Source organism: Streptomyces sp. NPDC048291 (genome assembly GCF_043201715.1).
GTDB lineage: Bacteria > Actinomycetota > Actinomycetes > Streptomycetales > Streptomycetaceae > Streptomyces.
Map to the genome: position 1 here is coordinate 368,083 of NZ_JBICZC010000008.1, position 24,409 is coordinate 392,491.

18 protein-coding genes are annotated in these 24,409 nt (G+C 71.6%); 9 read left to right on the forward strand and 9 right to left on the reverse strand.

The features are described 5' to 3' along the window. Positions 1-147: 147 nt before the first annotated feature. The 5 genes from ACGF5O_RS23560 (at position 148) to dnaK (ending at position 7,683) form a co-directional block, all read left to right on the forward strand. Complete coding sequence (locus tag ACGF5O_RS23560; RefSeq protein ID WP_393811938.1) at positions 148-2,166, forward strand: alkaline phosphatase family protein; 2,019 nt, start codon at positions 148-150, stop codon at positions 2,164-2,166. Positions 2,167-2,347: 181 nt separating this feature from the next. After that, the gene (locus tag ACGF5O_RS23565) at positions 2,348-3,409 is read left to right on the forward strand and encodes an ATP-binding protein (protein ID WP_393811833.1); all 1,062 of its coding nucleotides are present in this window, start codon (positions 2,348-2,350) and stop codon (positions 3,407-3,409) included. Further along, on the forward strand, positions 3,406-5,202 hold the full coding sequence (locus tag ACGF5O_RS23570; protein WP_393811834.1) for a hypothetical protein: 1,797 nt from the start codon (positions 3,406-3,408) through the stop codon (positions 5,200-5,202). The genes ACGF5O_RS23565 and ACGF5O_RS23570 overlap by 4 nt, the downstream gene beginning before the upstream one ends. 67 nt (positions 5,203-5,269) lie before the next feature. Continuing rightward, positions 5,270-5,695, forward strand: coding sequence for an OsmC family protein (locus tag ACGF5O_RS23575; protein ID WP_393811835.1), 426 nt, complete (start codon positions 5,270-5,272; stop codon positions 5,693-5,695). Positions 5,696-5,835: 140 nt separating this feature from the next. Further along, complete coding sequence (dnaK, locus tag ACGF5O_RS23580; protein WP_393811836.1) at positions 5,836-7,683, forward strand: molecular chaperone DnaK; 1,848 nt, start codon at positions 5,836-5,838, stop codon at positions 7,681-7,683. 55 nt (positions 7,684-7,738) lie between these two features. Here the strand turns inward: dnaK and narI are convergent, their stop codons facing one another. From narI to ACGF5O_RS23610, 6 genes are all read right to left on the reverse strand, one after another. Continuing rightward, positions 7,739-8,461, reverse strand: a complete 723-nt coding sequence (narI, locus tag ACGF5O_RS23585; protein WP_393811837.1) for a respiratory nitrate reductase subunit gamma — start codon at positions 8,459-8,461, stop codon at positions 7,739-7,741. Further along, positions 8,458-8,952: a nitrate reductase molybdenum cofactor assembly chaperone gene (narJ, locus tag ACGF5O_RS23590; RefSeq protein WP_393811838.1), complete on the reverse strand. Its 495-nt coding sequence runs from the start codon at positions 8,950-8,952 to the stop codon at positions 8,458-8,460. Before narJ ends, narI begins: the two co-directional genes overlap by 4 nt. Continuing rightward, complete coding sequence (gene narH / locus ACGF5O_RS23595; protein WP_393811839.1) at positions 8,952-10,556, reverse strand: nitrate reductase subunit beta; 1,605 nt, start codon at positions 10,554-10,556, stop codon at positions 8,952-8,954. Before narH ends, narJ begins: the two co-directional genes overlap by 1 nt. Then, positions 10,556-14,239 carry a nitrate reductase subunit alpha gene (locus tag ACGF5O_RS23600; protein WP_393811840.1) on the reverse strand — a complete coding sequence of 1,228 codons (3,684 nt, stop codon included), beginning with the start codon at positions 14,237-14,239 and terminating at the stop codon, positions 10,556-10,558. The genes narH and ACGF5O_RS23600 overlap by 1 nt, the downstream gene beginning before the upstream one ends. Positions 14,240-14,317: 78 nt before the next feature. Next, a complete protein-coding gene (locus tag ACGF5O_RS23605) occupies positions 14,318-15,133 on the reverse strand; it encodes an SAM-dependent methyltransferase (RefSeq protein ID WP_393811841.1) in 816 nt (271 codons plus the stop codon). A gap of 72 nt (positions 15,134-15,205) precedes the next feature. Further along, positions 15,206-16,069, reverse strand: a complete 864-nt coding sequence (locus ACGF5O_RS23610; protein ID WP_393811842.1) for a helix-turn-helix domain-containing protein — start codon at positions 16,067-16,069, stop codon at positions 15,206-15,208. Between the two features lie 282 nt (positions 16,070-16,351). Between ACGF5O_RS23610 and ACGF5O_RS23615 the strand changes: the two genes are divergently transcribed. Together ACGF5O_RS23615 and ACGF5O_RS23620 are read left to right on the forward strand one after the other, a co-directional pair. Further along, positions 16,352-16,657, forward strand: coding sequence for a 4a-hydroxytetrahydrobiopterin dehydratase (locus ACGF5O_RS23615; protein ID WP_393811843.1), 306 nt, complete (start codon positions 16,352-16,354; stop codon positions 16,655-16,657). A 5-nt stretch (positions 16,658-16,662) separates the two neighbouring features. Further along, positions 16,663-17,595 carry a class I SAM-dependent methyltransferase gene (locus ACGF5O_RS23620; protein WP_393811844.1) on the forward strand — a complete coding sequence of 311 codons (933 nt, stop codon included), beginning with the start codon at positions 16,663-16,665 and terminating at the stop codon, positions 17,593-17,595. Here the strand turns inward: ACGF5O_RS23620 and ACGF5O_RS23625 are convergent. After that, complete coding sequence (locus ACGF5O_RS23625; RefSeq protein ID WP_393811845.1) at positions 17,573-18,040, reverse strand: hypothetical protein; 468 nt, start codon at positions 18,038-18,040, stop codon at positions 17,573-17,575. The genes ACGF5O_RS23620 and ACGF5O_RS23625 overlap by 23 nt on opposite strands. After that, positions 18,037-18,516 (reverse strand): hypothetical protein, encoded by a 480-nt coding sequence (locus tag ACGF5O_RS23630; protein WP_393811846.1) that lies wholly within the window; start codon positions 18,514-18,516, stop codon positions 18,037-18,039. Before ACGF5O_RS23630 ends, ACGF5O_RS23625 begins: the two co-directional genes overlap by 4 nt. 63 nt (positions 18,517-18,579) lie before the next feature. Between ACGF5O_RS23630 and ACGF5O_RS23635 the strand changes: the two genes are divergently transcribed. Then, positions 18,580-19,533 (forward strand): helix-turn-helix transcriptional regulator, encoded by a 954-nt coding sequence (locus ACGF5O_RS23635; RefSeq protein WP_393811847.1) that lies wholly within the window; start codon positions 18,580-18,582, stop codon positions 19,531-19,533. A gap of 35 nt (positions 19,534-19,568) precedes the next feature. Beyond that, positions 19,569-21,446: a rhamnogalacturonan lyase gene (locus tag ACGF5O_RS23640; protein WP_393811848.1), complete on the forward strand. Its 1,878-nt coding sequence runs from the start codon at positions 19,569-19,571 to the stop codon at positions 21,444-21,446. Between the two features lie 43 nt (positions 21,447-21,489). On the opposite strand, the gene ACGF5O_RS23645 is transcribed toward ACGF5O_RS23640, so the two are convergent. Next, positions 21,490-24,144 (reverse strand): cellulose binding domain-containing protein, encoded by a 2,655-nt coding sequence (locus tag ACGF5O_RS23645; RefSeq protein WP_393811849.1) that lies wholly within the window; start codon positions 24,142-24,144, stop codon positions 21,490-21,492. Positions 24,145-24,409: the final 265 nt, after the last annotated feature.

Consider the following 24,409-nt stretch of genomic DNA (forward strand, 5'->3'; position numbering starts at 1 on the left):
GTTCGCCATCGACGTCACACGCGTCCCGTGCTCGTCCGTGTGAAAGTGTTGACGGCGGTGGACCCGCAGTCGGCGGGGTCGCGGAGGTGAGGTCGGTGGGGCGTGCGGTGGCGGCGGGTCGTCAGTCAGGTCGGGCGGAGCGTCACGGTGTGGGCGGTGTCCACCGTCACCATGCTGGTCCTCGCCGGCATCCTGCCCGACTTCCAGCTCCAGTCGCCCGACGGTGACAGCACCACCCGCATCGCCGTGACCGCCGCTCTCGGCGCCGGCGCCTTCGGTGTGCTCTCGGCCGTCGTCTGGCCCCTCCTCGTACGGCTGCTGCTGCTCGTGCCCGCCCTCGTCCTCGGCCTGCTGGTCTTCTTCCTCAACGGCTCCCTCCTCCTCGTCGCCCTGCGCATCAACCCCTCCGGGCAGAGCGAGGCCGCGCCGGAGACCGCCGTGATCGTGGCCGCGGTGATGTCCGCCGTCGCCTCGGCCACCGGCGGTGCCCTCGCCGTCCGCGACGACGACGCCTACCGCAGCCGGCTCTCCCGCCTCGCCATCCGCCGTCGCAGATCCCATCCGCCCTGCCCGGCCACCCCCGGCACCGTCTTCCTCCAGCTCGACGGCGTCGGCCACGACGTGCTCACCGCCGCGGTCGCCAAGGGCCTGATGCCGACGGTGGCCGGCTGGCTGGGCGCGGGCGAAGGACACTCCAGCCACCGCCTCACCCCCTGGCGCACCGACTGGTCCAGCCAGACCGGCGCCAGCCAGCTCGGCATCCTGCACGGCTCCACCTTCGACGTCCCGGCCTTCCGCTGGTACGAGAAGGACAGCCGCGAGGTGATGGTCTGCAACCGGCCGACCAGCGCCGCCGAACTCCAGCGCCGGGCGATCGAGCGCACCGCAGACGGCGGTCTGCTCACCCTGGACGGTGCCAGCCGCGGCAACCTGTTCGGCGGCGGCGCCGACGAACAGGCCCTCGTCCTGTCCATAGCCACCCGCCGCCGCGGCCGGGAGAACCGTTCCCGCGCCGGTTACTTCGCTTACTTCGCCGACCCGGCCAACGCCGTCCGCACCGCGCTCTCCTTCTTCGCCGAGGTCGCCCGCGAGATCGGCCAGTCCACCGCGGCCCGGCTCCGCAAGCAGCGCCCGCGTGTCGGCCGCGGCGGCCTCTACCCCTTCGTCCGCGCCTTCGCGACCGTCGTCGAACGGGACGTCGTCGTCGCCGCCGTCATGGGCGACCTGCTCGTCGGCCGCACCGCCGTCTACGCCGACCTGGTCGCCTACGACGAGGTCGCCCACCACTCCGGCCCGCACAGCCGGGACGCCGAGAAGGTGCTGCAACGCCTGGACCGCGCCCTCGCCCTGATCGAGAAGGCCGCCGAACACGCCCCGCGGCAGTACCGGATCGTCGTCCTCTCCGACCACGGCCAGAGCCCCGGCGAGACCTTCCACACCCGCTACGGCCTCGGCCTCGGCGACCTGGTCCGGGCCGGCTGCGGACTGCACGTGCCGCGCAGGGCCGAGCGCACCCACAGCGGCACGGAGGCGCGGGCCGCCGTCCGCGCGGCGCTGCGCAGGCCGGTCGAGGAGGGCGGCGAGAAACACCGGCCCACCCGGCACTCCGAACCGATCGTGCTCGCCTCCGGCAACCTCGGCCTGGTCTCCTTCCCCGACGTACCGCACCGGATGACCAAGGAGGAGATCGACGCACGCCACCCCGCGCTGCTGCCGACGCTCGCCAACCATCCCGGCGTCGGGTTCCTGCTGGTGCGCAGCGCGGAGCACGGTGGCGTGGTGCTCGGCGCGTACGGCGCGGAGATCCCGCTCGACCGGCTCGACGGCCCCGCGGGGCCGCTGGCCGTGTTCGGGGCGGGCGCCGCCGACGCCGTGCGGCGCACGCACTCCTTCCCGCACACCGCCGACATCATGGTCAACTCGTGGTACGACCCCGAGAGCGGGGAAGTGCTGGCGTTCGAGGAGCAGATCGGGTCGCACGGGGGGCTGGGGGGTGCGCAGGGGCGGCCGTTCCTGCTGTCGCCGGTCTGTGTGTCCGAACCGGTGGGGGAGGGGGAGGAGCTGGTGGGGGCCGAGGCGGTGCACGGGGTGTTGCGGCGGTGGCTTCGGGAGGCGGACGGCCCGCAGGTGCCGTTGGCGGAGGACCGACAGGAGAACGTCGCGTAGTTCGTTCGCTGCGGGGCGGTGGGGACTTGTCGCGCCCACGCGGCGGAGCCGCAAATTGACACAGCCCCGCGCCCCTGACGGGGCGCGTCCCCACCGGCGAAAAATCGGCTGCGTTCGTGAAGCCTCCGGCTCACACTGTTCGAGTCGCAGTAGTCCTCGAACACCCTCAAGGAGCAGCCTCTTGCAGGCAGCCGTGTCCGTCACGCCCTCCCGTATCCCCGAACTCCTCCTCGGCCTCGCCACCGTGCGGCCGGTGTTCATCTGGGGCGCCCCCGGTATCGGGAAGTCGTCCCTGGTGCGGGAGTTCGCCGATTCGCTCGGACTGGAGTGTGTGAGCCTGCTGGGTACGCAGCTCGCGCCCGAGGACCTGATCGGGGTTCCGCAGATCAGGGACGGGCGGTCGGTGTTCTGCCCGCCCGAGTCGATCGCTCGCGACGAGCCCTACTGCCTCTTCCTCGACGAGCTGAACGCGGCCACCCCCGATGTGCAGAAGGCGTTCTACTCGCTGATCCTCGACCGGCGCATCGGCAACTACGAGCTGCCCAAGGGCTCGATCGTCATCGGCGCCGGCAACCGGGCCACCGACAACGCCCTCGCCCGGCCCATCGCCTCCGCGCTCGTCAACCGGCTGGCCCACGTCCACCTGGAGGCCTCCGCGCACGACTGGCTCGCCTGGGCCGGGGCCAACGGCATCCACCCGTGGATCCTGGACCACCTCACCGACCGGCCCGACCACCTGTGGTCCAAGCCGCCGAAGACCGAGGAGCCGTTCTCCACACCGCGCTCCTGGCACATGCTCTCCGACGCCCTGCACTCCTTCGGGCGGGAGCTGGACGAGGAGACGCTGAAGGTGCTGGCGCACGGCACGCTGACCCCCGCCCACGCCACCGCCTTCTGCGGGTACGTCAAGATCGTGCGCAGCCGGTTCGGGATCGAGGCGATCCTCAAGGGAGACGCGGGATGGCCGCCCCGGATCGAGGACCGCGACCTGCTCTACTACCTCGCCGAGTCGTTCCGGGGACGGCTGGTCAAGGAACTGCCCGTCGACAAGGAGCACATGTCGGCGAACGGCCGGCAGACCGCGTACCGCGCCAAGTCGCTGCTGGTGCAGCTCGCCGAGATCTCCGTCGAGGTCGCCCAGACCGTCATCGCCTCCGACGCCGACGGCAACCCGGTGCTGCCCGCCTGGTTCCTGATCGAGGCCGCCCGGGACATGCCCCGGCTGGTGGAGGCCCGGCGATGAGCCGGGCCGCCGCCCGCAAGAAGCAGGACCCGGCCGCCGAGAACTTCGCGGCCGGCGTCGAGCTGCTCCGCGCCAACCCCGCCCTGCGGGCGGTGGAGTTCACGATCTGCCGGCACGAGAAGTGCGAACTCGGCCCTCGGGAGGGGCTGGTGCGCGCGGACTCCGACGGAGTCCTGCACGCGCACGCCACCCGGCGGGCCGAACCCGCCGAGTGGGCCTGGGCGTTGGCGCACTGCACCATCCATCTCGGCTTCGGCCACCTCCCGGCCGCCACCGGGCCGCGCGAGCAGCCCGACCGCTACGACCTCGCCGCCCGCTGCGCCGTCGTCAACCGCTTCCTGGAGACCTTCCCGATCGGCGAGGCCCCCGACCACCTGCCCGCCTCCTACCCGGAGGGCGACGAGGAGCGGCTCGCCGCCGGCTGGCGCCGGACCGGCGGCATCCCGGCCGCCTACGAGCACGGCGGGACGAACGGCGGCGAGCCCGACCAGCTCCTCCTCTCCTGGAGCAAGTGGGCCGGCCAGGTCCCCGACTGGCAGGTCGGGTTCGCGCACGCGCTGACCCGTACCATGTCCCGGGCGATGGACCTGGCCGGTGGCCGCCGCACCTCCATGGCAGGGCCGCCGACCCCGCGGCGCCCCTGGGAACGGGCACTGAGCTGGTTCGTCTCCTCCTACCCGCTGCTCGGCGGCATCGCGGCCGGCATCACACTGGTCGCCGACGCCGAACTGGCCCGCGCCCACGACATCGCCGTCGCCGCGGTGAACCCCGAGGCAGGCGAGATCTACGTCAACCCGCTGCGGACCATGGACGAAGAGGAGTGGCGGTTCGTCCTCGCCCACGAGATGCTGCACGCGGCCCTCCGCCACGGCGACCGCCTCGGCGCCCGCGACCACTACCTCTTCAACATCGCCTGCGACTACGTCATCAACGGCTGGCTGGTCGAGATGCGCGTCGGCACCATGCCCGAGGGACTGCTGTACGACGCCGGGTTGAGGGGGCTGTCGGCCGAGGAGGTGTACGACCGGATCGCCGTCGACCTGCGAAGGATGCGGCGGCTCGCGACGCTGCGCGGCAAGGGGCGCGGTGACGTGCTCGGCGCACCGCTCGGACCGCCCGGCGCCTACGTCGACCTCGACGAGTTCTACCGCCGCGGACTGTGCCAGGGACTCGACCTGCACCAGACGCAGGACCGGGGCCTGCTGCCCGGCGGCCTGGTCGAGGAGATCCGCGCGCTCAGCCACCCGCCGCTGCCCTGGGACGCCCGACTCGCCCGCTGGTTCGACGAGTTCGTGCCGCGCCCGGAGGCCGTACGGTCGTACGCCCGCCCCTCGCGCCGGCAGTCGTCCACCCCGGACATCCCGCGCGCCGGCCGGTACTTCCCGCCCGAGGAGGTCGCCCGGTGCACCTTCGGGGTGGTCCTCGACACCTCCGGCTCCATGGACCGCACCCTGCTCGGCAAGGCCCTCGGTGCCATCGCCTCCTACGCCGAGGCCCGTGACGTACCGGCCGCACGCGTCGTCTTCTGCGACGCGGCCCCGCACGACGCCGGCTATCTCCCGACCACCGAGATCGCCGGCCGGGTCCGGGTGCACGGCCGCGGCGGGACGGTCCTGCAGCCCGGCGTCGACCTGCTCCAGCGTGCCGACGACTTCCCGCCCACCGCGCCGGTCCTGGTGATCACCGACGGCTGGTGCGACGTCCTGCGGGTCCGCCGCGAGCACGCGTACCTGATCCCGGACGGACGCCGCCTGCCGTTCACTCCCCGTGGGCCGGTCTTCCGGGTGCGGTGAGCCCCGATGTGATCGGATGGGGGCGAGCGAACCGGTTCATTCGCCTTCATCGCCGAAAGGAACAACCGTGGCTACCACGCGCACCGCACACACCGTCTGGGAAGGCAGCCTTACCGAGGGCAACGGTGTCATCACCTTCGACTCCTCCGGTATCGGCGAGCAGCCCGTCACGTGGGCCTCGCGCTCCCAGGAGGCGAACGGCAGGACCAGCCCGGAGGAGCTGATCGCGGCCGCCCACTCCAGCTGCTTCTCCATGGCGCTGTCGCACGCCCTGACCGGGGCCGGCACCCCGCCCACCAAGCTGGTCACCAACGCCGACGTCACCTTCCAGCCGGGCACCGGCATCACCGGCATCCACCTGACCGTCGAGGGCACCGTCCCCGGCCTGGACGCGGACGGCTTCACCGCCGCCGCCGAGGACGCCAAGAAGAACTGCCCGGTCAGCCAGGCCCTGACCGGCACCACCATCACCCTGGACGCGAAGCTCGCCTGATCGCAGTCCCCGCCGCGATGCCGCGCCCCCTCCTCCGAGGGGGCGCGGCATCGTTGTTTACGGGGTACCCGGCATTGACAACGGCTCGCTCAAGTTTTGTGCTGGATTCGGGGAAGCGCCCGGGCGGAAAGGGGACGGACATGGCACGTGCGGTCGGTATCGACCTCGGTACGACGAACTCGGTGGTGGCCCTGCTGGAGGGCGGTGAGCCCACCGTCGTCGCCAACGCCGAGGGGGCGCGTACCACCCCGTCGGTCGTGGCCTTCGCGAAGAACGGCGATGTGCTGGTCGGCGAGGTCGCCAAGCGGCAGGCGGTGACCAACGTGGACCGCACCGCGCGCTCGGTCAAGCGGCACATGGGCGACGCGGCCTGGCGGTTCCCGGAGAGCGGGAGCGTCGACGGCACCCGGTTCCGGGCCCAGGAGCTCTCGGCACGGGTGCTGCAGAAGCTCAAGCGGGACACCGAGGCCTACCTCGGCGAGGACGTCACCGACGCGGTGATCACCGTACCCGCGTACTTCGACGACTCCCAGCGGCAGGCCACCAAGGAGGCCGGGGAGATCGCCGGTCTGAAGGTGCTGCGGATCATCAACGAGCCGACGGCCGCCGCGCTCGCCTACGGCCTCGACCGGGGCGAGGAGCAGACCGTCCTCGTCTTCGACCTCGGGGGCGGCACCTTCGACGTGTCGCTGCTGGAGATCGGCGACGGGGTGATCGAGGTCAAGGCCACCAACGGCGACACGCATCTGGGCGGCGACGACTGGGACCAGCGGGTCGTCGAGCATCTCGTGAAGCGGTTCAAGGGGCAGTACGGCGTCGATCTCGGCAACGACAAGATGGCGGTGCAGCGGCTGCGCGAGGGCGCCGAGAAGGCGAAGATCGAGCTGTCGTCGTCGACGGAGACCTCGGTCAACCTGCCGTACATCACCGCCTCCGCGGAGGGGCCGCTGCACCTGGAGGAGAAGCTGACTCGGGCCCAGTTCCAGGAGCTCACGGCCGACCTGCTGGACCGCTGCAAGAAACCCTTCCACCAGGCCGTCAAGGACGCGGGCGTGCAGGTCTCGGCGATCGACCACGTCATCCTGGTCGGCGGCTCCACCCGGATGCCCGCCGTCACCGACCTGGTCCGCGAACTCACCGGCAAGGACCCGCACAAGGGCGTCAACCCGGACGAGGTGGTCGCGGTCGGCGCCGCCCTCCAGGCGGGTGTCATCCGCGGCGACGTCAAGGACGTGCTGCTGCTCGACGTCACCCCGCTGTCCCTGGGCATCGAGACCAAGGGCGGCATCATGACCCGGCTCATCGAGCGCAACACCACCATTCCGACCCGGCGTTCGGAGATCTTCACGACCGCGGCCGACAACCAGCCCTCGGTGGGCATCCAGGTCTACCAGGGCGAACGCGAGATCGCCGCGTACAACAAGAAGCTGGGCGTCTTCGACCTCACCGGCCTGCCGCCCGCGCCGCGCGGGGTGCCGCAGATCGAGGTGGCCTTCGACATCGACGCGAACGGGATCATGCACGTCTCGGCGAAGGACCTGGCGACCGGCCGCGAGCAGAAGATGACCGTGACCGGCGGCTCCGCCCTCCCCAAGGACGACATCGACCGCATGATGCGGGAGGCCGAGCAGTACGCCGAGGAGGACCGCAGGCGCCGCGAGGCCGCGGAGACGCGGAACCAGGCCGAGCAACTCGTCTACCAGACCGAGAACTTCCTCCGGGAGAACGAGGAGCGGGTGCCGGCCGGCACCAAGGCCGACGTGGAGGCGGCGATCACCGAGCTCAAGGCGCTGCTGGAGCGGAACGCCGACACCGGCGAGCTGCGGCAGGGGGTGGAGAAACTGGCGAGCGTGAGCCAGCAGATGGGGCAGGCCATGTATGCGGCTGCCTCCGGCGGTTCGGCCGAGGAACAGCGGGCGCCCCAGGCCGAGGAGGAGGGAGTGGTGGACGCCGAGATCGTGGACGACGAGAGGGGTGCGGCCGGGTGAGGCACCGCCGGGTTCCGCCGTCGTGGCCGAGCGCCGTTGCGGCGGAGAGAAATACCTAGTTCTCTGTGGTCTCCCAGCCTCTTCGTTCCGGGCGGGGGCCCAGCTGCCTCGGGTCCCTTGAGCGGTACACCAGGTACGGGCGGAACAGGTACTGCACCGGGGCGCTGAACATATGGACCAGGCGGGTGTAGGGGACCAGGGCGATGAGGAGCATGCCGATGACCGCGTGGACCTGGTAGAGGACCGGGACCTCCGCCATGAGTGCCGTGTCCGGGCGGAGGGTGAAGAGGCTGCGGGCCCAGGGGGCGATCGTGGCGCGGTAGTCGTAGCCGTCGCCGGAGCTGTGGCTCAGCTTCGCCGTCATGCCCAGCACGATCGCGGCGACCAGGACCAGGTACATGACCTTGTCGTTCGTCGTCGTGGCGCGCAGGACGGGGGCCCGGGTGCGGCGGCGGTAGAGGAGGAGGGCCAGGCCGGCCACCGCGAGGACGCCCGCGAGCGTGCCGCCGTAGAGGGAGAACAGGTGGTACGTGTGCTCGCTGACGCCGAGCGACCGCGTCCAGGACGCCGGGACGAACAGGCCGACGACATGGCCGGCCAGGACGAACAGGATGCCGTAGTGGAAGACGGGGGAGGCGATGTCCAGCAGCCTCGACTCGTAGACCTGGGAGGAGCGGCTGGTCCAGCCGTACTTGTCGTAGCGGTAGCGCCAGACGAGGCCGGCCACCAGGAGCGCGAGGGCGACGTAGGGCAGGGCGCCCCACAGGAGGGTGGTCATGGGCGCACTCCGCCGGGCGTGGCCGGCAGGGCGGCGCAGACCGCGTCCAGGACGCACGCGTAGGGGGTGCCGAAGTCGGTGAGCCGGGAGCGGAGTTGTGACAGGCAGTCGCGGTGCTCGGTGAGCAGGTCGGTGTTGCCGGTGCGGGCCGTGAACTCCAGGACGGCGGGGAGGAAGTCGGGCAGCTCCTCGCCGGTGAACTCCATGCCGTACGCCTTGTAGATGTCCTGGAACCGGACCAGGGACATGCCCCGGCGCCGGGTGTCGCCGTCCCGCCACCAGCTGAGGTAGAGGCTGTGCCGGTTCTTGAAGTCGAAGACCTGCACGTAGTGCGCGGCCAGCTCCTGCGGTGGGGTCACCGTCGCGTGGTCGGTGAACTCCCGCAGTTGCGGGGCGGCTTCGCGCAGCAGCGGCAGCCGGGCGACGAAGTCGTCGTCCGGGTAGGTGAGACAGAGCGCCGCCGCCTGGTAGAACACCGCGTCCGAGGGCATCAGTCCTCCTTCGCCTCGTCGGGAGTGTCGGCGGTCTGCCGTCTGCGCAGACCGTGGAAGTTCTGCACCGACACCACAGGGAGCAGTTTCCGGCCCGAGTCCTGGCCGAACGGGCCGTCGCCGCCCATGCCGGGGCCGCCGTCGAAGTCGAGGCTGCACCCGTCGGGCAGCGCGGACTCCTCCAGACGGCGGGCGTCGCCGACGGCCGCCGTCGGGATCACGTACCGGTCCTCGTACTTGGCGATCGCCAGCAGCCGGTACATCGCCTCGATCTCCTCGGGCCGCATCCCGACCGCGGCGGTGACCGCCGGGTCCGGTTCCTCGCCCAGGTTGAGCGCCCGCATGTGGGAGCGCATCGCCGCGAGCTTCTCCAGGCAGGCGCGGACCGGGGCCGGGTCGCCCGCGCTGAACAGCTCGGCCAGGTAGGCGAGCGGGATGCGCAGGGTGTCGATCGCAGCGAACAGGTTGTCGGCGTCCTCGCCGTCGTGGCCGGTCTCGGAGAGCGCGTCCACGACGGGGGAGAGCGGCGGGATGTACCAGACCATGGGCAGCGTGCGGTACTCCGGATGCAGCGGCAGGGCCACCCGGTACCTGCTGATCAGGGCGTGGACGGGGGAGCGGCGGGCCGCCTCCGTCCAGTCGTCCGGGATGCCCGCCGCCGCGCAGGCCCGCCGCACGGCCGGATCCTCCGGGTCGAGGAAGACGCCCAACTGGGCTTCGTACAGCGCCTTCTCGTCCTCGGTCTCGGCCGCCGCCGTCACCTTGTCGGCGTCGTAGAGGACGACCCCGAGGTAGCGCAGCCGGCCCACGCAGGTCTCCGAGCAGACCGTCGGCAGGCCGACCTCGATCCGCGGGTAGCACAGGGTGCACTTCTCGGCCTTGCCGGTGGCGTGGTTGAAGTACACCTTCTTGTACGGGCAGCCGGTCACGCACATCCGCCAGCCCCGGCACCGGTCCTGGTCGACCAGCACGATGCCGTCCTCGGTCCGCTTGTACATCGCCCCGGACGGACAGGAGGCCACGCACGACGGGTTGAGGCAGTGCTCGCAGATCCGGGGCAGGTAGAACATGAAGGTCTGCTCGAACTCGAACCGCACCTTGTCCGAGGCATGTTGGCGGGCGCGCTCGACCATCGGATCCAGGTCGCCGTGGGCGGGGGCGCCCGCGAGATTGTCGTCCCAGTTCGCGGACCACTCGATCTTCATCGGTTTGCCGTCGAGCTGGGAGACCGGGCGGGCCACCGGGTAGTCGTCGCCGAGCGGGGCGTCGGTGAGGTTGCGGTACTCGTACGTCCAGGGCTCGTAGTAGTCCTTGATCTCCGGGAGCCTCGGGTTGGCGAAGATCCCGGCCAGCTTGTGCAGCCGGCCGCCCGCCTTCAGCTTCAGGGCGCCCCGCCGGTTCAGCTCCCAGCCGCCGCGCCACCGTTCCTGGTCCTCGTAGCGGCGCGGATAGCCCTGGCCCGGCCGGGTCTCGACGTTGTTGAACCAGACGTACTCCATGCCCCGCCGGTTGGTCCACGCCTGCTTGCAGGTGACCGAACAGGTGTGACAGCCGATGCACTTGTCGAGGTTCATGACCATCGCGATCTGGGCCATCGGACGCATCAGTACTCGACCTCCTGGGCGCGGCGCCGGATCACCGTCACCTCGTCGCGCTGGTTGCCCGTCGGGCCCAGGTAGTTGAAGGCCCAGGACAGCTGGGCGTAGCCGCCGATCAGGTGCGAGGGCTTGAGGATCAGCCGGGTCAGCGAGTTGTGTATGCCGCCGCGCATGCCGGTGGTCTCCGTCTTCGGGACGGCCACCGTGCGCTCCTGGGCGTGGTGCATGTAGACGGTGCCGGCCGGCATCCGGTGCGAGACGACCGCGCGGGCCACCACCACGCCGTTGCGGTTGACCGCCTCCACCCAGTCGTCGTCCCCGACCCCGATCGCGTCCGCGTCCTGCGGGGACATCCAGATGTTCTGGCCGCCCCGGGAGAGCGCCAGCATGAACAGGTTGTCCTGGTACTCGGAGTGGATCGACCACTTGCTGTGCGGCGTGAGGTAACGGACCGTCACCTCCTGCTGCCCGTCCGGACCGAGGCGTGGCTCTCCGAACAGCCTGTTCATGTCCAGCGGCGGCCGGTAGACGGGCAGTGCCTCGCCGAGTTCGTGCATCCAGTCGTGGTCGAGGAAGAAGTGCTGGCGGCCGGTGAGCGTGTGCCAGGGCTTGAGGTGCTCGGTGTTGAGGGTGAACGCGGTGTACCTGCGTCCGCCGGACTCGCTGCCCGACCACTCCGGCGAGGTGATCACCGGGACCGGCGCGGCCTGGGTGTCGGCGTACGTGACCAGCCTGCCCTCGTGCTCGGCGGCCAGGTGGGCCATCTCCTGCCCCGTGCGCCGCTCCAGGGTGCGGAAACCCTGGGTGGCGAGGCGGCCGTTGGTGGTGCCGGAGAGGGCGAGGACGGCGTTGGCCGCCTTCACCGCCGTGTCGAGGGCGGGCCGGTCCTGGTATCCGGTGCCGTTCAACTGCCCCAGACGCGCGACCTCTTGGTCCGGCTTGAGGGTGATGCCCTTCGCGGGCAGGCCCAGTTGTTCCACCAGCGGGCCGAGCGCCGCGAACCTGGCGCCGACCGCCGGGTAGTCCCGCTCGACCACGACCAGGTTCGGCATGGTCCGGCCGGGCACCGGCTCGCACTCCCCGCGCTTCCAGTCCCGCACCACCCCGCCGGGCTGCGCGGTCTCGCCCGGGGTGTCGTGCTGCAACGGCACGGCCACCAGGTCCCTGCGCACACCGAGATGGTCCACGGCCAGCTCGCTCAGCCGCTCCGCGAGCGCCTTGAAGGTGTCGAAGTCGGTGCGGGCCTGCCAGGGCGGGTCGACGGCCGGGGTGAAGGCGTGCACGTACGGATGCATGTCGGTCGACGACAGGTCGTGCTTCTCGTACCAGGTGGCGGCCGGCAGCACGACGTCCGACAGCAGCGTGGAGGAGGTCTGCCGGAAGTCCAGGGAGAGCAGCAGGTCGAGCTTGCCCTCGGGTGCCTCGTCCCGCCACCGCACGTCCCGGGGCCGCTGGTCCGGGTCCGCCTCCTCGGCGCGCAGGGAGGAGTGCGTGCCGAGGAGGTGCTTGGTGAAGTACTCGGCACCCTTCGCCGAGGAGCCGAGCAGGTTGGCCCGCCAGAGGGTCAGGACGCGCGGCCAGTTCTCCGGGGCGTCCGGGTCCTCGCAGGCGAACTTCAGGGTCCCCGCCCGGAGTTCCGCCACCGCCTCGGCCACCGGATCGCCCGGCGCCTCGCCCAGTGCGAGCGGACTGCGGTCGAAGGTCGGGTACGACGGCATCCAGCCCGAACGGGCCGACAGCGCGAGGCAGTCGGCGCCGGTCATCCCGGCGAACCTGCCCTCTCCGAGCGGCGAGGCCAGCACGTCGGCGCCGAACCGGTCGTAGCGCCACTGGTCGGTGTGGAGGAACCAGTAGGCCGTGCCGATCATCTGGCGTGGCGGCCGGGACCAGTCGTTGGCCGAGGCCAGGCAGGCCCAGCCGGTGACCGGGCGGCACTTCTCCTGGCCGACGTAGTGCGCCCAGCCGCCGCCGTTGCGGCCCTGGCAGCCGGTCAGCTGGAGCAGGGCCAGGAACGCGCGGTAGATGGTCTCGGAGTGGAACCAGTGGTTGGTGCCGGCGCCCATCAGGATCATGCAGCGGCCCTTGGAGCGCTCGGCGGTCCGCGCGAACTCCCGTGCGATCTTGATGCACTTGGCGGCCGGGACCGAGGTGTGCCGCTCCTGCCAGGCCGGGGTGCCCGGGGTGTCCGGGTCGTCGTAGTGGGTGGGCCAGCCGCCCGGCAGCCCGTGCCGCCACACGCCGTACTGGGCGAGCAGCAGATCGTAGACGGTCGTCACCAGCGGACCTTGCGCACCGCCGAGGCGGGTCGCCGGGACCCCGCGCCGCAGCACGTCCCCGCTGCCCTGGCCGTGCGCGCCGCCGTCCGTGTCGAAGCGCGGCAGCAGCACCTCGACCCCGGCCGCCACCGCGCTGCCGTACAGGGTCAACTGCGGTTCGATGTCGCCGAGGTCGAGATTCCAGCGACCCTTGCCCGGGTCCGTCCAGCGGAAGCCGAGGGAGCCGTTCGGAACCACCGCGCGGCCGGAGACGGAGTCCAGGACGACCGTCTTCCACTCGGCACCCTCGCCGTCCTGGCCGAGGTCGGCGGCGCGCAGGAACTTGCCCGGCACGTACGCGCCGTCCCGCTCGGTGAGCGTCACCAGGAACGGCAGGTCGGTGAACTTCCCTACGTAGTCCGCGAAGAACGGGGTCTCGCGGTCGACGAAGAACTCCTTGAGGATCACGTGGCCCATCGCGAGGGCCAGCGCGCCGTCGGTGCCCGGGTGCGGGTGCAGCCACTCGTCGGCGAACTTGGCGTTGTCCGCGTAGTCGGGGGAGACCACCACGACCTTCTGGCCGCGGTAACGGGCCTCCGCCATCCAGTGCGCGTCCGGGGTGCGGGTCACCGGGACGTTCGAGCCCCACATCATCAGATAGGCCGCGTCCCACCAGTCGCCCGACTCCGGCACGTCCGTCTGGTCGCCGAAGACCTGCGGCGAGGCCACCGGCAGGTCCGCGTACCAGTCGTAGAACGACAGCATCGGGGCGCCGATCAGCGAGTGGTAGCGGGCGCCGGCCGCGTGCGACACCATCGACATCGCGGGGATCGGGGAGAAGCCCGCGATCCGGTCCGGGCCGTACGTCCTGATCGTGTGCACCTGCGCGGCGGCGACGATCTCCACCGCCTCGTCCCAACTCGCCCGTACCAGACCGCCCTTGCCGCGGGCCTGCTGGTAACGGCGGCGGCGCTCCGGGTCGTTCTGGAGGTCCGCCCAGGCCAGCACCGGATCCCCGAGCCGCCGCTTCGCCTCCCGGTACATCTCCAGGAGCACGCCCCGGACGTACGGATACCGCACCCGGGTCGGCGAGTACGTGTACCAGGAGAACGCGGCGCCGCGCGGACAGCCGCGGGGCTCGTACTCGGGACGGTCGGGACCGACCGACGGGTAGTCCGTCTCCTGGGTCTCCCAGGTGATGATGCCGTCCTTGACGTACACCTTCCAGCGGCACGAGCCGGTGCAGTTCACCCCGTGCGTGGAGCGCACCACCTTGTCGTGGCTCCAGCGGTCCCGGTAGAAGGCGTCCGCCTCCCGGCCGCCGGTCAGGGCCACACTGTGCAGGTCGGGCGCGGGCGTGCCGGGCCGGAAGAACCGGCCGGCGCTCAGCAGCGCCGCACCCGGCTCCTTCGGCGGTGTCCGCGTGTCGGTCACGTCCGCTCCCTCGCTCACCCGTCGCTTCGACGCTAGGGGCGGGCCGGGGAACGCACCTGTTCAGGGCGCCCGGACGGGTCAGACCTTGCGGGCGACCCCGCCGTACACCGGGACGATGCCCTCCGCCTGGATGGCCACGTCCACCGGCTCCGGGCGCCAGCCGGAGACCGGGATCACCCCGGGGCCGAGCAGCTCCAGGCCCTCGAAGAAGCGGTGGAAGGCGGGCAGCGCACGCGGGTGGAAGGGCGTGCCGCTGCGCCGGAAGTTCGCCGCCGCCTGCTCCATCGCCTCCGGGCTGAGGTCCGGGGTGACCTGGGAGAGGATCAGGTGGCTGCCCGGGGCGAGCGCCTCGACGTACCGGCGCAGCAGGCCGTACACGTCGTCGCCGTCCGGGTCGTCGTCGAGGTAGTGGGTCAGCGCCACCAGCGACAGGGAGACCGGCTCCTTGAAGTCCAGGCTCTCGGCGGCCCGGGCCAGCAGGGTGTCGACGTCCCGTACGTCGGCGTGCACGTACGCGGTGCTGCCCTCGTCCGTGCCGCGCAGCAGCGCCTCCGCGTGGCGCAGCACGATCGGGTCGTTGTCGGCGTACACCACCTTCGACTCCGCCGCCACGCTCTGCGCCACCTGGTGCAGGTTCGGCTCGGTCGGGATGCCGGTGCCGATGTCCAGGAACTGGCGGGTGCCGGACTCGGCGACGGCCCGTACGGCCCGCTGCATGAACCGGCGGTTGGCGCGCGCCCCGCGCAGCACGGTGCCGTCCACGGCGAGAATCCGCCGGGCCAGCTCCTCGTCCACCGGGTAGTTGTCCTTGCCGCCCAGCCACCAGTCGTACACCCGCGCCGGATGCGGCCGGCTCGTGTCGATCGAGGTCGGGGCGGGCTCGGGTGCGGTCACGGTCGGTGCTCCTCGGATCAGGGTCTGGTGCGGGATCGGAGTGTGACGCGGGGATCGGAGTGTGGCGCGGGATCAGAGCTTGTCGCGGTACTCGCGCAGCAGTTCCTCGGTCCGGTGTGCCGAGGCCGCGCGGGCCGTCATGTGGTCCAGGACCTCCAGATGCGCCCCGACCTCGTCACGGGAGTCCAGGTACAGGGCGCCGGTCAGGTACTCGGTGAAGACCATGTCGGGCAGCTCCGGCTCACCGAACCGGAACAGCGTGAACGGCGCGTACGTCCCCGGGTGCGGGCCGCTCGCGAACTCGGCGATCTGGAGGGTGATCCGGTCCCGCTCGCTGTAGGCGAGGAGCTTGTCGACCTGGTCGCGCATCACCTCGGAAGGGCCGCTGACCGGGCGCCGCAGCACCGTCTCGTCCATGATCACCCACAGGTGGGGCGGATCGTCCTGCTCCAGCAGCCGCTGCCGGGTCATGCGCAGCGCCACATGCCGTTCCACGGCCGAGGGATCACTGTGGCCGATCGTCCCGGCCTCCATCACGGCCCGCGCGTACGCCTCGGTCTGCAACAGGCCGGGCAGGAAGTGCGGCTCGTAGGAGCGGATGACCCGGGCGGCGCCCTCCAGGCTCACGTACAGGCTGAACCAGTCCGGCAGCACGTCGTGGAACCGCTGCCACCAGCCCGGCTGGTTGGCCTCCTCGGCCAGCCGCACGAACGCGGCCTGCTCCTCCTCGGGCACCCCGTACGTCTCCAGCAGCACCTGGATGTACGGGATCTTCAGCGAGACCTCGGCCATCTCCATCCGCCGTACGGTCGCCTGGGCCACCCGCAGCACCCGCGCCGCCTCGTCGCGCCCCAGGCCGGCCGCCTCGCGCAGCTCCTGCAGCCGCTTGCCGAGCACGACCTGCCCCACTGTGGGCGCAGCACGCCGCTCACTCACGCCACGCCTCCCCTACGTGCCCAAGTACGGGGAGCAGTGTGTCACGCGATGCCGCGTCGCACACCTGGTCGAGGGAACTACTTCCGTCAACTTACCGGTGAGTGCGGGTACTTGGTGCCAGCACGCAGTGCCACCCTCGGCGGGGCCGGGCGAGGCGGGGCCCAGGGCGACGACCGTGGCGAGGACCCGGACACGCGACCGTGGTCACCGCCCGGAGCCCCCGGTCATGGCAGGCTGAACGCACCCACGCCACTCGCCGGTCCCCGGGAAGGAAGCCGCACCATGGCCGTCGCACCGCTGTCGCAGCAGGAGATCGAGGACCGGCTGGCCGAGCTGCCCGGCTGGTCGCTGGACGGCGACCGGCTCGCCCGCGCCTACCGGCTCGACTCGCACTTCGCCGCCGTCGCCCTGGTCGTGCACATCGCCCGCGTCCAGGACGAACTCGACCACCACTCCGACCTCACCCTCGGCTACAACACCGTCGCCCTGACCGTGAACACCCACAGCGTGGGCGGCGCCGTCACGGCCAAGGACTTCGAACTCGCCCACAGGGTGGAGGACATCGCCCCAGGCCACGGCGCACACTGAGCCATGTGCTCGACTACGACAAGGAAGCCGGGGCCTACGACGCGACCCGCGGCGGCGAGCCCCGCGCCGAGGCAGCCGCGGACGCCGTCCTCAGCCTGATCCCCGACAGCATCGGTAGTGCGGGGAGCACGGGGGGCGCCGGAAGCGTTGGGGGCGCCGACGGTGCCGGGAGCGCCGGCAATGCGGGCACCGCGGGCAGTGTGGGCGGCGCGGAAGGCCCCGCCCGCCGTGATCGCGCGGGCAGTCCGGACCGCGACGGCAGTCCGGTGCACGCAGGGCGCCCCAGTCGCCCCGGACGTCTCCTCGACCTCGCCTGTGGCACCGGCATCGTCACCCGGCGGCTCGCTGCCGCTCGGCCCGCGCTCCAGGTCACCGGGGTGGACCGCGCGCCCGGCATGGCGCGGATGGCGGCGGTTCGGCTGCCGCCGGGATCGGTCCTGCTCGCCGACAGCCGTCGGCTGCCGTTCCCCGACGCCACGTTCGACGTCGTCACGACGGTCTGGCTGCTCCACCTCATGGCGGACGGCACCGAGGTCCGCGGGATCGTCGCCGAGTGCGCGCGGGTGCTGCGGCCCGGCGGGGTGTACGTCACCACCGTCGACAAGGCCGCCGCGCACGACGTAGGCAGCGACATCGACGCCGTCCTCGCCGCCCGCCCGCGCCGCCCGGCTTCCGACGCCGCCGCGGAGGTGCGCGCGTACGCCCTGGCCAACGGCCTGCTGCCTGCCGGGCAGGCCGCCTTCGCCGGCGTCGGACAGGGCCGCAGCCCCCGCTCCACCCTCGCCGACCTGCGGCGCGGCTGGTTCACCATGCTCCCGCCCGACGACCCGCGCACCGAGGACTTCGCCCGCCGGCTGGCGGCCCTGCCCGACCAGGACCGCCGCCGCCCCGACCCCCGCTTCGCCGTACGGGCGTTCAGGAAACCGGCGGCCTGCTGAAGTCCATCGTCCAGTTGGTCAGCCAGCTCTCCCCGCCGTCCACCGAGAACGCCTGCTCCCAACGCGCGCCGGAGGGGGACACCCCCGACCACACGAACCGCACCCGGACGTCCTCGCCGTCGTGGCTGTCGTCGCCGTAGAACTCCCCGCGGTCACCGTCGAACCGTCCGACGACCGGCGGGAACAGCCTCCCGCTCCGGCTCGCCGCCCAGTGCAGCGACCACTGTCGGGTCTCCGGGTCGAAGAGCCGCAGGGTCGCGCCCTTCGCGCCCAGGTACGGCATGTCGATCTCGTCGACGTTGGCGGCGCCGTCGAACAGCGGCCGGCAGCTGCTGACGGCGGGGAACTCCACCCAGGCGCTCTCCGGGTCGAGGAAGCCGGTACGGCGGCGGTTGCGGACCTCCCAGTCGCCGTGCAGGAAGTCGAAGTCGTTCGGGGTGCTCATGCGCGGCCTCCGGTGGTTCCTTCGGGCAGGGAGTCGGCCAGATAGGCCTCCAGGTCGGGTACCTCGGGTACGAGCAGGTGCCGTACCCAGGCGTCCCGTTCGTGCTGGATCGGCGGCAGCTCCCAGACACAGCCGATCCACGGCAGGTCCGGCTCGACGAAGTGCTCCGGGTCCTGGTCCGGACAGCCGAGCACCGGCTGGCCCGCCGCGGCGCCCCGGAAGTGGAGCACGTTGTCCCAGACCCAGCTGTACGCGTTGAGGTAGGCGCCGCTGTCCCCGCCCCGGTGCAGGACCACGAAGGTCGCGGGCGGGGTGCCGTCCGGCTCCGGCAGCAGCCGGGGCAGGATCGCGTACGCCGCCTCCTCGACGCCGGGCGCGATGCCCGCGGGATCGGCGGTGACGTGGTAGCGCTTGACGCGCCGGCCGGCCACCGTGATCGGCGGCGGCACGGTCAGCAGTTTCTCCGTGAAGCTCATGGGCGTGACGCTAGGCCCGCTCCACTGACACCCTCTGTCAGTGGAGTCGGGGATCCTGGGACGGTGAAGTCCAGCCGGCTCGTCGCCATCGTCCTCCTGCTCCAGACCCGGGGCCGGATGACCGCCGCCCAGCTCGCCGCGGAGCTGGAGGTCTCCGCTCGCACGGTCTACCGGGACATGGAGGCCCTGAGCGCGGCCGGCGTCCCGCTGTACGGCGACGCGGGCCACGCCGGTGGCTACCGCCTCCTCGACGGCTGGCGCACCCGCCTCACCGGTCTGACCACCGCGGAGGCCGAGGCCCTCTTCCTGGCCGGCGCCCCCGGCCCCGCCGCCGACCTCGGGCTCGGCCCGGTCCTGGCCGCCGCCCAGCTCAAGGTCCGCGCCGCCCTGCCGCCGGAGCTGCGCGGCCATGCCGACCGGATCAGCGGCCGCTTCCACCTCGACGCCCCCGGCTGGTACGCGGACGCCGACGACACCCCGTACCTCCCGGCGGTCGCCGAAGCGGTCTGGAACGGCCGTGCCCTGGACGTCCGTTACCGCCGCTGGCGCGAGCCGACCGAGGTGCGGCGCCGCCTGGAACCGTACGGACTGGTCCTCAAGGCGGGCCGCTGGTACGTCGTCGCGGCCCCCGGCCCGCGTACCTACCGTGTCGACCAGATCCTCGAACTGACCGTTCTGGAGGAGGAGTTCAGCCGCCCCGACGGCTTCGACCTGGCCGCCCACTGGACCGCCTACCAACGCGACTTCCACGCCCGGCTGTACGGCGGCGGTGCCGAGGCACTGGTGCGGCTGGCGCCGGGGGTGACGCTCCCCAGGGCGAAGACGGTCGAGGTGACCGCTGCCTGGACCGTGGCCCGGGTCCCCGTCGAGTCGGCCGACCACGCGGTAGCCGAATTCCTGCGCCTGGGCACGGACATCGAGGTCATCGACCCGCCCGAGCTGCGCGAACGCATGGCCCGAACGATCGCCGAACTGTCCGAAAGATACGGCAACCGCAGGGCCGGTGGCGCCGACTGACAGAGGACCCGTCCGACTCCCGGAAGGTACCTCACGTGCAGCACCAGCACCCGCACCGCAGAAGCCGTTCCGCCGTCCTGGCGGCACTGACCGCCGTGACCGCCCTGATCGCCGCGGGCCTCACCGCACTCTCCACGACCGCCGCCGCCGCGGCCACCGCCCGCCAGGTCGAGGCCCTCGACCGGGGCGTGGTCAGCGTCCACACCGACTCCGGGAACCTGGTCGGCTGGCGCTGGCTCGGCACCGACCCCGACGACGTCTCCTTCAACGTCTACCGCGCCGGTACCAAGGTCAACCCGACGCCGGTCACCGGCTCCACGAACTACTTCCACTCCGGCGCCCCGGCCCAGGCCGACTACACCGTCCGCGCGATCGTGAACGGCGTCGAACAGGCCGACTCCGTCCACGCGATCCAGTTCCGCGCCGGCTACAAGGACGTCCCGATCACCCCGCCCGCCGGTGGCACCACCCCCGACGGCGTCTCCTACACCTACGAGGCCAACGACGCCTCCGTCGGCGACCTCGACGGCGACGGCCAACCGGACTTCGTCCTCAAGTGGCAGCCCACCAACGCCAAGGACAACTCCCAGTCCGGCTACACCGGCGACACCGTCCTCGACGGCATAAAACTCGACGGCACCCGCCTGTGGCGCATCGACCTCGGCCGTAACATCCGCTCCGGCGCGCACTACACCCAGTTCCAGGTGTACGACTACGACGGCGACGGCAAGGCCGAGGTCGCCATGAAGACGGCGGACGGCACGGTCGACGGCACGGGCGCCGTGATCGGCAGCGCGTCGGCCGACTACCGCAACTCCAGCGGCTACGTCCTGTCAGGACCCGAGTACCTGACCATGTTCAACGGCCAGACCGGCAAGGCGATGGGCACCGTCGACTACGTCCCCGCCCGCGGCACCGTCTCCTCCTGGGGCGACTCGTACGGCAACCGCGTCGACCGCTTCCTCGCCGGGACCGCCTACCTGGACGGCGCCCGCCCCTCCCTGATCATGGCGCGCGGCTACTACACCCGCACGGTCATCGCCGCCTGGGACTGGCGGAACGGCGCCTTCACCCGCCGCTGGACCTTCGACACCAACTCCTCCACCAACACCGGCAAGGGTTACGACGGCCAGGGCAACCACCAGCTGTCCGTCGCGGACGTCGACGGCGACGGCAAGGACGAGATCGTCTACGGCTCGATGGCCGTCGACGACAACGGCTACGGCCTCTGGACCACCAAGAACGGCCACGGCGACGCCCTGCACGTCGGCGACCTCGACCCCGCCCGCCCCGGCCTGGAGGAGTTCAAGGTCGACGAGGACAGCTCCAAGCCGTCGTCCTGGATGGCCGACGCCAGGACCGGCGAGATCCTCTGGTCCACCGACCCCAACGGCGACAACGGCCGCGGTGTCTCCGGTGACATCTGGGCCGGCAGCGCGGGCGCCGAGTCCTGGTCGTCCCACGCCGACGGGGTCCGCAACCCGCAGGGCACGATCGTCGCGAGCCGCAAGCCCTCCAGCACCAACTTCCTCTCCTGGTGGGACGGCGACCCGGTCCGGGAGCTCCTCGACGACACCCACATCGACAAGTACGGCACCTCCGCCGACACCCGCCTCCTCACCGGCGCCGACGTCCACTCCAACAACAGCACCAAGGCCACCCCGTCCCTGTCCGGCGACATCCTCGGCGACTGGCGCGAGGAGGTCGTCTGGCCGACGACGGACAACACGGCCCTGCGCATCTACTCCACCCCCTACGAGACCACCACGAAGATCACCACACTCCTCCAAGACACCCAGTACCGCACCGCCCTGGCCTGGCAGAACACCGCCTACAACCAGCCCCCGCACCCGAGCTTCTTCATCGGCGACGGGATGACCACGGCGCCTCGGCCGACGGTGTACACGCCCTGACACGAAGAGGGCGCGTGCCCGGTGCGGCACGCGCCCTCGCTCGTCAGGCGACCGTGCAGGTCTGGTCGCCCAGCTTGAAGGCCGTGGGTCTGGTGTTCGAGCCGGTCCAGGTGCCGGTGAAGCCGAAGGAGACCGACGAGCCCGCCGCCACCGTGCCGTTCCAGCTGACGTTCTTGGCGGTCACCGCCGCGCCGGACTGGGTCCAGTCGGCGTTCCAGAGCTGCCCGACGGTCTGGCCGTTCGGGAAGGACCAGCCGAGGGACCAGCCGCTCCAGGAGGCGCTACCGGTGTTGGTGAGCCGGACGTCCGCCTGGAAGCCGCCCGTCCACTGGTTGGTGACGGTGTAGGCGACCGTGCATGCGCCCGTCGGCGTCGGGTCCGTGCCTCCGCCACCGCCACCGCCGGTGTCCGAGGTGTCGCCGTAGATCACACCCCGGCCGTTCGTCGAGACGTACACCCGCCCGTACACCCGCGGGTCACCCGTGATGGCCGCGCCCGTCCAACCCCACTGGTGGGCGTCGTCGTTGATGCGGGTCCAGGTGGAACCCGCGTCCGTGGAGCGGAAGATGCCGCGGATGCCGCCGATCTTCGCGCTGGTGTAGAGGGTCTGGTACGAGGCTCCGGTCGCCGCCTTGCCGAAGCCGATCGTGTCGGCCTGGTCGACGTTCGCGAGCCTGGTGAAGGTCGTGCCGCCGTTCGTGGAGTGCCAGAGGCCGTACGCGCCGTCCGTCGCGCCGCCCGCCAGCCATACGTCGCCCTTCGTCCCGGGCAACGCCTTGAACCGCACGCTGTCGCCGCTCGGCAGCCCGGTCGCGGCGGACGCCGTGAACGTCGCGCCGCCGTCCGAACTGACGTAGAACTTGCCGGACTTGAAGCCGTAGAAGGTCTTGGGGTCGACGCGGTCGGACTCGACGACCGCGCCCGCCGGGATGCCGCTCGACGCCGACCAGGACGAACCGAAGCCCGTCGTGTACTGCACGCCGGCGCCCGCCGGACTCCACAGGAACCGGCTCCCGTCCGAGCCCGCGGCGACCGTACCGCCACCGCTCACCCCCGAAGGGTCCGTCCCCGCGAACCAGTTGGCCCCGTTGTCCGTCGAGAACGCGATGTGCGGGCCGGAGCCCAGATTCCCCACCCGGACCACCGTGTCCGGGTTCGACTCCGCGAAGTCCAGGCTCGTGGTCGTGGTGAACGTCGGGGACGTGTACATCATCGACGGAACCTTGGTGAGGTCCGTGTGGCGGAAGCCGCCGATGTCACCCAGCGCGCTGAAGAGCTGGGCCCCGCCGGACGGGGGAGCGGCCAGGTCATTGACCGAGGTCTCCTCCAGGCCCTGCACCATGGGTTTCACCGTGAACTGGCCGCCGCTGTCCCACTTCGTCAGGTCCTCGGTGCCGTACAGCGTCGCGCCCGTCCCGTACATCATCCGGTCCGAGTCGAACGGGTCGATCTCCAGCGACTCCGTCATCCACCCGAGTTTCGGGGTCTGTTCCGGCGGCGACGGGTTCGCCCCGAAGGTCAGCCAGGGGGAGGACGAGACGTCGATCGTGTAGCGGTTCGAGCGGTTCGGGTACGACGTGTAGTCCCAGGCCTTCGTCCAGGTCGCCCCGCTGTCCGTGGAGCGGAAGAGCTGGGTGTCCGGCCACCAGGAGCTGTAGGCCGTCGCCATCACCGTCCCGGGATGCTGCCGGTCCACCGTCAGGCCGCTGAACCCGTAGTAGGTGTCGGCCTCCGCGACCGGGCTGATGTCCGTCCAGGTGCCGGTCGCCGTCGCGTACCGCCACAGCCGCCCCTTGCCGCCGTCGTACGGACCGCCCTTGTCGCTGTAGGCGAGGTAGAGGTAGCCGTTCTTCGCGTCCAGCACGCCCTTGTGGGCGAGGTATCCGGTCGGCTGACCTGCGAGCCTCGTCCAGGTCGCGCCCGCGTCCGTCGAGCGGTACACCGCGTTGTCCTTGTCGGCGACCCCGACGTAGACCGTCTTCGTCGCCGTACCCGCCGTACCCGTCGACTCGTCGAAGGTGACCCACACGATGCCCTGGTTGTCCGAGGCGTAGCCGGTGGTGTCGGTCGAATCCTGGACGTAGTTGCCGACGTTGGGGAAGTTCGTGACCTGCGACCAGGTCACCCCCGAGTCCGTCGACCGCCACAACCCCTTGCCGCTGGGCGCGCCCAGATACAGCACGCTGTCCTTGTTCGGGTCGATCGCCAGCCGCTCGCCCATGCCCCGGCCCGGCATGTTGCCGCCCAGCTTGAAGGGCAGATCGGTCTTCTGCCAGCTCGCGCCCCGGTCGGCGGAGCGCAGCACCGCGCCGTTCGTCGGGTCCCAGCTGTTGGTGTAGGTCCCGACCGCCGCGTACACCTTGTCCGGGGCGACCGGGTCGGACGCCAGGCTCACCACACCCGTGTGCCCCCAGTCGTCCCAGCCGACCGAGTCCAGCAACGGCGTCCAGGTCTGCGTCGACTCCGACCAGCGGTAGGCACCGCCGATGTCGGTACGGGCATAGGCGAGGTTCTTCTCGGTGCGGTTGAAGACGATGCCGGGGACGAAACCACCCCCGTCGATCCGGGCGTTGTGCCAGGTGTAGGTGTCGGCGGCGAGCGCCACCTGCCCGGTGGGGGTGGCGAGCGCGGGCGGGGTACCGGCGAGCAGCCCGGCCGCGAGGGCGAGAACGGCGGTGAGGATGCGAGTTCTTCGCATGGGGGGTCCCTTCCAGGGAGGGCAAGCGCTTTCTTCCGGGTGTGAGAGATGCCGGGCGACCCCCAGTGCGGGTGGGGATCGCCCGGCCGGTAGGCCCCGCCGTCAGGTGGCGGAGCCACGCACACAGAGCTCTTTCGGACGGTTCCTAGGGAGAAGCGGCGCCCACAGCGCCCCGTCAGGGGCGCGGGGCTGTGTCTGATCTGCGGCTACCGCCGCGTGGGCGCGACCAGCCGAAGCGGACCCGCAGCCGAACCACGGCCCTACC